This is a genomic window from Novipirellula sp., from assembly GCF_041583735.1.
In the GTDB taxonomy this organism is placed as follows: Bacteria; Planctomycetota; Planctomycetia; order Pirellulales; family Pirellulaceae; genus Novipirellula.
On record NZ_JBFHFD010000490.1, the window covers coordinates 1 to 6,494 of the forward strand.

At 56.9% G+C, this 6,494-nt stretch carries 4 protein-coding genes; all 4 read left to right on the forward strand.

Annotated features, from left to right (window positions below; translation table 11 throughout):
* Nucleotides 1–703: proton-conducting transporter membrane subunit (locus tag ABX962_RS26485; RefSeq protein WP_372723874.1), on the forward strand; the 703-nt coding region annotated here is incomplete at its 5' end.
* A complete protein-coding gene (locus ABX962_RS26490) occupies nt 700–2,196 on the forward strand; it encodes a complex I subunit 5 family protein (RefSeq protein WP_372723876.1) in 1,497 nt (498 codons plus the stop codon). The genes ABX962_RS26485 and ABX962_RS26490, both read left to right, overlap by 4 nt.
* Nucleotides 2,193–3,938, forward strand: a complete 1,746-nt coding sequence (locus ABX962_RS26495) for a complex I subunit 5 family protein (RefSeq protein ID WP_372723878.1) — start codon at nt 2,193–2,195, stop codon at nt 3,936–3,938. Before ABX962_RS26490 ends, ABX962_RS26495 begins: the two co-directional genes overlap by 4 nt.
* Before the next feature lie 183 nt (nt 3,939–4,121).
* Entirely contained in the window at nt 4,122–6,374 is a 2,253-nt protein-coding gene (locus ABX962_RS26500) for a TIGR00730 family Rossman fold protein (protein WP_372723880.1), read from the forward strand.
* Nucleotides 6,375–6,494 lie beyond the last annotated feature (120 nt).

Sequence of the window (6,494 nt, forward strand, 5' to 3'; positions counted from 1 at the left end):
CTTTCCTTACGCGGACTTGCGACCGGCAGGTCACTTGCTGGGTGTTCTCGGTGCGATTGCGATTTTGTGGGGTTCGATTCAAGCGATTCGCCAAACGCATTTGAAGCTGCTGGTCGCTTATTCGACGGTCGCTCAGATCGGTTATCTGTTTCTGGTCTTCTCATTGACTAGCGAGACGACCGTTGCGTGGAATGCATGGAGCGGGGCGGTCTACCTCGCGATGTCGCATGCATTGGCGAAAGCGGCAGCGTTTTTGGCGGCGGGGTCGCTGAAGTACGCACACGACAGTGACCGCATCGATGAATTGGCCGGGGCGGCTCAGCGACAACCCGTGACAATCTTTGCCTTCGCGATTGCCGGGGTCAGTTTGATGGGGCTGCCGCCCAGTGGCGTGTTTCTGTCGAAGTGGCTGCTGCTGAATTCCGCGGTCACGTCCGGTCGCTGGAGTTACGCCCTGGTGATGCTGATCGGGGGCATTCTCGCCGCGGTCTATGTGTTTCGCGTGGTGGCCAAGTCGTTTGAGAACATCGATCCGATCGCGTCCGATCTGACAGCGACGCGTCCGATCTCGCCCTGGATGCAGTGGACGCCGCTCGCGTTGGCCATCGCAGCGTTGGCCTTGGGCGTGATGGCGTATCAACCACTGGGGTTGCTGGAAATCGGGGCCCCTTTTTCACCAGCAAGCGGCGGAGGCACACCATGAACTTGGATCACCTGCTGCCACTGCTGGTCATTGCCAGTTCGTTGATTCCGGGGCTGGTCATTTTCGCACTGGGCGAAGAACGCCGTCGGGCCCGCACGATTCTCAATCTCGGCGGTGCGTCGGTGAAACTGTTGCTCGTGGCAATGATGCTGTGGGGTGTGTCTCAAAACCACGTTTACGTGGTGCGTTTTCCCATCACTCAAAGTATCGATTTTGCACTGCACGCCGATCCGTTCTCGTTGCTGTTCCTGACGCTGTCGGCCGTGTTGTGGTTTTTGACAACGATTTATGCGATCGGTTATCTGGAGTATTCGCCGCACCGAGGTCGCTTCTTTGGCTTTTTCAGCTTGTGTGTGGCGGCGACATCAGGAGTTGCTCTATCCGCTAACCTGCTGACGTTTTTGGTCTTCTACGAGATGCTAACCTTGACGACGTATCCGTTGGTCGTCCATCGTGGCACCCCGGAATCGATTCGCGGCGGACGGATTTATCTGGCGTACACGGTATCCGGTGGCGCGGTTCTGTTGTTGGCAATGGTTTGGCTGCAGTCGATCGTCGGTCCGGTCGAGTTCGTCGTTGGCGGTTTCCTGGAGAGTGCCGGCCATGAGTATCGCAACACGTTTCGCTGGATCTTTGCGTTGCTGATTCTCGGTTTTGGCGTCAAGGCAGCCTTGGTTCCGCTGCACGGTTGGCTACCCGAAGCCATGGTGGCGCCCGCGCCGGTCAGCGCGCTGTTGCACGCGGTGGCTGTCGTCAAAGCGGGCGCCTTTGGCATCGTGCGAGTGGTCTACGACGTGTTCGGCGTGGGATTTTCTGCAGAGCTTGGCGTCGCGACTCCGTTGGCGATCGTGGCCGCGGTGACGATTTTGTACGGATCGATACGGGCGGTCTATCAGGACGACTTGAAGCGACGATTGGCCTACTCGACCATCAGCCAGGTTTCTTATATCGCCTTAGGGACTGCCATCGCGGGCCCGATAGCGACCGTTGGCGGGATCGTGCATCTGGTCCATCAAGGACTGATGAAGATCACGCTGTTCTTTGCCGCAGGTAATTTGGCGGAAACGCTGGGCATCCATAAGGTCAGCCAACTCAATGGAGTCGGCCGACGGATGCCTTGGACGATGGCCGCATTCACGATCGCAGCGTTGGGGATGATCGGCGTCCCACCGATGGCAGGTTTTGTCAGCAAGTGGTTGCTGGGAAGCGGGGCGATCGCTGCGGGGCAATGGTGGGTGGTCGGGGTGTTGGCAGGCAGCACGGTGCTGAACGCAATCTACTTTCTGCCGATTGTGTACGCCACTTGGTTCAAACCGCCCGACGGCCCGTGGCCGCACGATCACGAACGCGGACGGTTCGAAACCCATCTTTGGCTACTGGTCCCGCCGGTTTTTACCGCCATCTCTGTGGTCTTGGTCGGACTTCTTGCCAGCATCCCGTTCAGCCCGCTGGATTGGGCCCGGCTGATCGTTGAGCGGGAGTACCGGCCATGAACGAAATTCTGTTGCTGCTGACGATTCTCTTTCCGCTGGTGCTGATTGCGGCATGGCCCCTGCCGTCGACACGCCGACGATTGCGGCGGCTTACAGCATGGGCGCCACTGCCGGCACTGCTACTGTCGATTGTCGCGTCGGATTTTGCCGTCGATCTACCTTGGTTGCTGTTCGGTTCGCGACTGGGGCTGGACGCAACCGGACGAGTCTTCCTGGCATTCACTTCCGTCCTGTGGCTGGCCGCGGGAATCTATGCAGACGCTTACTTGGCAAAGGACGCGGCGCGAGACCGCTTTGACCTGTTTCATTTGATAACGATGCTGGGCAATTTGGGAGTCATTGTTTCGCAGGACATGGGCAGCTTTTTGCTGTTCTACACCGTGATGAGTCTTGCCGCATACGGATTGATCGTCCACGATCGCAAACCGGCTAGCCTTCGTGCAGGCCGCATCTACATCATGCTGGTTATCCTTGGCGAAGTCTTGCTGTTCTGGGCCGTTCTCTTGACCGCACAACAAACCGAGACGCTGCATTTCGCCGGCTTGGCCGAGAAGCTTGCGTTGTCACCGTTTCGGCACGCCATTGTGGGTTTGATTGTGGTCGGGTTCGGGATCAAGTTAGGCTTGATGCCGCTGCACGTTTGGCTGCCGCTGGCTCACCCGGCGGCGCCCACGCCGGCCAGCGCGGTCTTGAGTGGTGCGATCATCAAAACCGGATTGCTGGGGATGCTCCGTTTTTTGCCATTGGGCGCAGTTGCCATGAACGACTGGGGCGTCGCTTGCATCGTCGTCGGATTCACCTCCACCTTCGTGGCCGTTTTGTTTGGACTAACACAAGACAACCCCAAAACGGTTTTGGCCTATTCAAGTGTCAGCCAAATGGGGCTTGTCGGCGTCATGATTGGCATCGCGATGATGGCTCCTTCGTCGTGGCCCATGATTTCCGCAGCGATCCTCGTTTACGCAGCCCACCATGCCATCGCCAAGGCTTCGCTGTTTCTAGGCGTCGGGGTCGCGCAAGCTGAAATGCAGGCAGCATGGCAGCGAACTCTGGTGAACGCCGGTTTGGTGGTTGCCGGATTCTCTTTGGCGGGACTTCCGCTGACGACCGGGCTTGCAGCAAAAATGGCACTCAAGGAATCTGCGTCGCTGTTGGCAGCCCCTTGGGCCTCGGCACTCGCCTCGATTCTGCCACTGACAAGCATCACAACCGCGTTGCTGGTTTCGCGGTTCCTGTATCTGGTCCGTCCCAGCCGCTCGCATTTGCATGGCGTGCTGACGCGAGCGATCGCGATTCCGTGGGGGATGCTAACGGTTTGTGTCGTGCTGTTGTTTTTCGGATTGCGCTGGTCACTCACGGCCGAAGCCCGCTGGTTCTCGCTAGCCCCTGACAAGGCGTGGGCCGCAACCTGGCCAATCCTGATCGCGGTCGTGATCGTCTTGTTGGTTTCCTTGGTGGGCGGACTACGGCGATCGCTGAAGAAGGTCCACATTCCCGCTGGTGACTTGTTGGTTCCGCTGACGCTGGCGTTAAAAAAATGCGGCAGTGTGTGGACATCGATTAGCGTCATCGAAGCATCCACCGTCATCGACATGACGAGTCGCTTGCGCGCCAAGCTGACGATTTTCTATACACATCGAATTGAAGCTCTGAGTCGTGCTTTAGAGAACGATACCGTTGCCGGTTTGCTGATCGGTATCATCGCGGCCCTGCTGTTCATCCTGAGCATCTTAAACGTTTGATGCGAGGGAGCATGACTCGCATCGGATCGTTTCGCAGGGCGGACTGTGAAACGATCGCCGCTCTGGTTCACAGCAGCCATCAACTCGGTTGTGATATAATCGACCTGGGTCGAAACGGAAATCATTGTGGGGATGCCATCTCATTGCCCGCGGATAACGCCAAACGAGAAATGGAGTCCGACGATGAAAATCACATTCCTAGGCGCGAATCGAAACGTGACCGGTTCACGTTATTGCTTGGAAGCCTGCGGCAAAAGGATCATGATTGATTGCGGCATGGTCCAAGAACGCGATTTTCTGTCGCGCAATTGGGATGCCTGTCCGATTCCCGCGGGCAGTATCGATGCCTTGGTTCTCACGCACGCTCATATCGACCACATCGGACTCGTTCCCAAGTTCGTAGCGGATGGTTTCCGAGGCCGAATCTTTGCCACAAGGCCGACCATGGCACTGGCCGATGTGATGCTCAAGGACTCGGCCAAGATTCAAGCCGAAGACGCCAGATACAAGCGGCGACGTCATCGCAAGGAGGGACGCACCGGACCGCACGAGATAGTGCCTCTCTATACAGACAAGGACGTTGAGAAAGCGATCGAGCTATTTCGTGGAGTCGACTATCGCGTTGCCACCGAAATCGTGCCCGGCATCACGGTGACTTGGCACGATGCAGGACACATCCTTGGATCGGCGTCACTAGAAATTCGAGCCGAAGAGCCTGACAGCGAGCGAACGATCGTCTTTTCGGGAGACTTGGGGCAACACGACAAACCGCTGATTCATGATCCCACCTATTTTCGGCGTGCCGACTATGTCGTGATGGAATCGACTTACGGCGACCGCGACCACGAGGCGGGTGGGAATGTCGAAGAACAGCTTGAAACGATTGTCAACGACACCATCAAACGTGGCGGTAATTTGATTATCCCCGTGTTCGCCGTCGAACGGGCTCAAGAGATGATGTATTTCCTGAGTCGCTTGGTCCACAAAAACCGAATTCCCGACGTCCCTATCTTTCTCGATAGCCCGATGGCGTACGACGTCACGAATATCTTTCGGCGATTCACCAGTTGGCTGGATGATGAGACAGTGCGAGCAGTGGAGTGTGATGAACCGCCGCTTCACTTTCCCGGTTTGACAATGACACGAACGGTTGATGAATCAAAATCGATTAACCACCACAAGAAGCCCTGCATCATCATGGCGCCGGCGGGAATGTGTAACGCGGGCCGAATCAAACATCATCTGCGAAGCAACATTCGTCGCCCCGAATCCACCATCCTGTTCGTCGGTTTTCAGGCCGAAGGCACATTGGGCCGCCGGCTGCTGGCGGGCGAAAAAGAAGTCCGCATTCACGGTCGCCAGTACAGCGTTGGCGCCAAGATCCAGCAGGTCTTCGGATTGTCGGGGCACGCCGATCGCACCGGATTGCTGCAGTGGCTGAATCACTTCGAGCAACCACCGCGAAAGGTCTTCTTGACTCACGGCGAGGAAAGCTCGGCTCTCGCACTGAAACGCAGCATCCAGACGCGGTTCGGGTTTGATGTATCCGTTCCCTCGTACGGCGAGGTGCACGAGTTCAATGATCAAGGGCCTAGTCTTGTCGACGCCAGCCAACCGAATGCGGTAGCGGTTAAAAGAGATTCAATCAGCGATACCCCCGAAAGCGAAGCAACGAGTGACGCGGCGACTGAATCGGTCAAGGTTGACGAAATCTTCCCGGTTGCGGCAGAAGATCCAGATCTGGAATTCTTAGATAGCGCAACCCGCCGTCCGATTAGCTTTTTGCACGAAGATCCTTGGCGAGTCCTACGGATCCAAAGCGACTTGATCCAAGGCATCGAGATCATGACACGTGCTTTGGAAGGTCGACATCGATCGGTGGCGGTGTTTGGCAGCGCACGATTGCCCGAGAGCGACCCTTCTTATCAACTCGCCCATCAAACATGTCAGCGGTTGGGGGAACGAGGGTTCGCGATCATCACCGGCGGCGGCCCCGGAATCATGGAAGCCAGCAACCGTGGGGCGCGTGACGCCGGCAGCCCCTCGATCGGTCTGAACATCGAACTGCCGCACGAACAGACGATCAATCCCTACTGCGACGCGTCCTACACCTGCCGTTACTTCTTCGTCCGCAAGATGATGTTTGCCAAATACGCTCGCGGCTTCCTGATTTTCCCAGGCGGATTCGGCACGTTCGACGAGTTCTTTGAATCACTGACGTTGATCCAGACGGGCAAGCTGGCGCAGTTCCCCGTGGTACTGGTGGGCAGCGAGTTTTGGCGGCCCATCGTCGATTGGTTACAAACCACGGTGCTTGAGAAAGGCTGTATTGACTCTCAAGACGTTCAACGATTCCGAGTCATGGACGATCCCGAAGAAATCGCTCGCTGGCTCGACCAAACCATTGACGGACAGTCTGCTTCCACCAAAACTTAGCGACGTATTTAATCCCCGGCTGGATTTACAAGTCTCCACCCGTGGTTAAATAGCAGCGTCATCCCACTGTGAATGCGAACCGAGATCCTGGACCATTTTTTTAAGAAGCACTACAGAGAA

Bases quoted from the DNA above. Each gene is read 5' to 3' on its own strand.
- ABX962_RS26490 (WP_372723876.1), top strand. From the start codon at position 700: ATGAACTTGGATCACCTGCTGCCACTGCTGGTCATTGCCAGTTCGTTG.
- ABX962_RS26495 (WP_372723878.1), top strand. From the start codon at position 2,193: ATGAACGAAATTCTGTTGCTGCTGACGATTCTCTTTCCGCTGGTGCTG.
- ABX962_RS26500 (WP_372723880.1), top strand. From the start codon at position 4,122: ATGAAAATCACATTCCTAGGCGCGAATCGAAACGTGACCGGTTCACGT.